This is a genomic window from Methylobacterium sp. J-092, from assembly GCF_022829325.1.
GTDB lineage: Bacteria > Pseudomonadota > Alphaproteobacteria > Rhizobiales > Beijerinckiaceae > Methylobacterium.
In genome coordinates, this window is record NZ_JAKSXU010000191.1 from 1 (window position 1) to 1,610 (window position 1,610).

Sequence of the window (1,610 nt, forward strand, 5' to 3'; positions counted from 1 at the left end):
TGATGCTCGGCGTGAACCGCACTGGTGTCAGCGAGGCGCTGACCGCTTTGGAACGGGCCGGGGTCATCGCAACGAAGCGTGGGACCATCACCATCCGGGACCGCGAAAAGCTGATTGCTCAAGCGGGCGCCTGCTACGGAATGCCGGAGGCGGAGTACGATCGGCTTCTCGGGCCTACAACGTCGACCCCAACAGTCTGATCGACATTTTCAAAGATCTAGGCCGGGCTACGCCAAGCGCTGCCGCAATCGACCAATCAAATGATGCAAAATACGCATACCGCACCCCCTTTCGCGCTCGGTAGTCGGCTTCGACCTCTGGTTGTATGATAAGCAATTCGCCTCTATTTGGAGACCGCATGTCAGCATACGCCAGGCCAAGAGATCTGCCTGAAGGCGAGATTACATTCCGGGGACGCGGTCAGGGGGTCCTGACCGGCTTCAAACTGCTACTCAGGGTGTGCCCGCACTGCTCACAGCGGAATGACAGGCGGGCGGCAGATATGGGCATCTGCCAGTGGTGCGCCTACGTGCCGTCGTTGCACGATGCGGAGCCCGCCGAGGCGGCCTGAAAATCAAAAAAGTAACACGCCAAAGCACGCAACGATTTTGCAGTGCAGCACGTTCGGCTGGTATGCCAAGCGTGACGCCCTACGAAATCACCATCCTCGCCGCTGGCATTCAGCGGACCTTGTTCGCACAAACCGAGAGGGAGGCGGCATTGATGAGCGAGTCGGTCCTTCGTCGTTTTGAGGGCAAGCTGGGTCTGATCGGCTTCTGGATTGATGCTCCCGATAAGGGTGCCCTCAAGCGCCTGGGCGCCTACCTGAGCAGCGTACTCACCGAAATGATGGGGACGGGCGAAGTGGTAGCGTAGGCGGCCTACACGGCAGAGGGCGTACTGGCCAAGCCCGCTGGGGCCGTCAGTTTCGCTTTATCGAGAGCTTCTCTCGGTTGATCTGTCACGCCTACGGGATCGAGCGCCACCAAGGCCTCAAGCGCAAGCTTTATTCGCGCTGGCATCGCGTCATTCATGACAGGCGGAAACGCTTCTACCAGCGCACGACGAACACCCACCTTGAACGGTGTTTCACGACTTGATCTAGAAAAATTAGCCCAAAGGGGCCCAATCACAGTCATAGCTCCCCGAGCCAGCTGTATACCAAGCATCGTGCAGTTTAAGCAAATCTAATAACCTCTCTCAACCACACTATGGCGTGTAGATCTCCTACTTCATCTACGATCTCAAATCGTTGGCCATCTATCACTTTGCCTTCACGAAGTCTTTCTGCGAGTAGATATCGCGCTGATGCGTGAGCTTCTTCTTTTGCCTCCTCAACACTGGGAAGGTCTGACCCGTCTGGATCTTCGACGAGATCGTCGCCATCACGCAGGTGAAGGTAGAAACGGGGCATTGAAGACCTCGATCTCTATTCGTCTGCTATCAAGGGTCGTCAGCGAGCAGGTCTGCCTCATCGATCTGCTCACCCTGGTCATCACGAACTGGCGTCAGCTCGACGGGTGGGAACAGCTCAGCCAATCCCTGAGCTACGCCGTAGAGAACAGGATCGGAGTCTGGGCCAGACAGGGGTACGCAGTGATCCCGATGTC

At 57.2% G+C, this 1,610-nt stretch carries 4 protein-coding genes; 3 read left to right on the plus strand and 1 reads right to left on the minus strand.

Annotated elements, in window-relative coordinates; genetic code table 11:
- Together MKK60_RS22895 and MKK60_RS22905 are read left to right on the plus strand one after the other, a co-directional pair.
- A partial coding sequence (locus tag MKK60_RS22895; RefSeq protein WP_243988696.1) for a helix-turn-helix domain-containing protein occupies nucleotides 1–200 on the plus strand: 200 nt, incomplete at its 5' end.
- 442 nt (nucleotides 201–642) lie between these two features.
- Nucleotides 643–876: a hypothetical protein gene (locus MKK60_RS22905; protein ID WP_243988698.1), complete on the plus strand. Its 234-nt coding sequence runs from the start codon at nucleotides 643–645 to the stop codon at nucleotides 874–876.
- Nucleotides 877–1,177: 301 nt separating this feature from the next.
- Here the strand turns inward: MKK60_RS22905 and MKK60_RS28755 are convergent, their stop codons facing one another.
- Nucleotides 1,178–1,414, minus strand: coding sequence for a DUF6894 family protein (locus MKK60_RS28755; RefSeq protein WP_409567443.1), 237 nt, complete (start codon nucleotides 1,412–1,414; stop codon nucleotides 1,178–1,180).
- Here MKK60_RS28755 and MKK60_RS22910 point away from each other — a divergent pair.
- Nucleotides 1,309–1,610 (plus strand): hypothetical protein (locus MKK60_RS22910; protein WP_243988699.1); only part of this gene is annotated, 302 nt, incomplete at its 3' end. The genes MKK60_RS28755 and MKK60_RS22910 overlap by 106 nt on opposite strands.

Bases quoted from the DNA above. Each gene is read 5' to 3' on its own strand.
- MKK60_RS28755 (WP_409567443.1), bottom strand. From the start codon at position 1,414: ATGCCCCGTTTCTACCTTCACCTGCGTGATGGCGACGATCTCGTCGAA.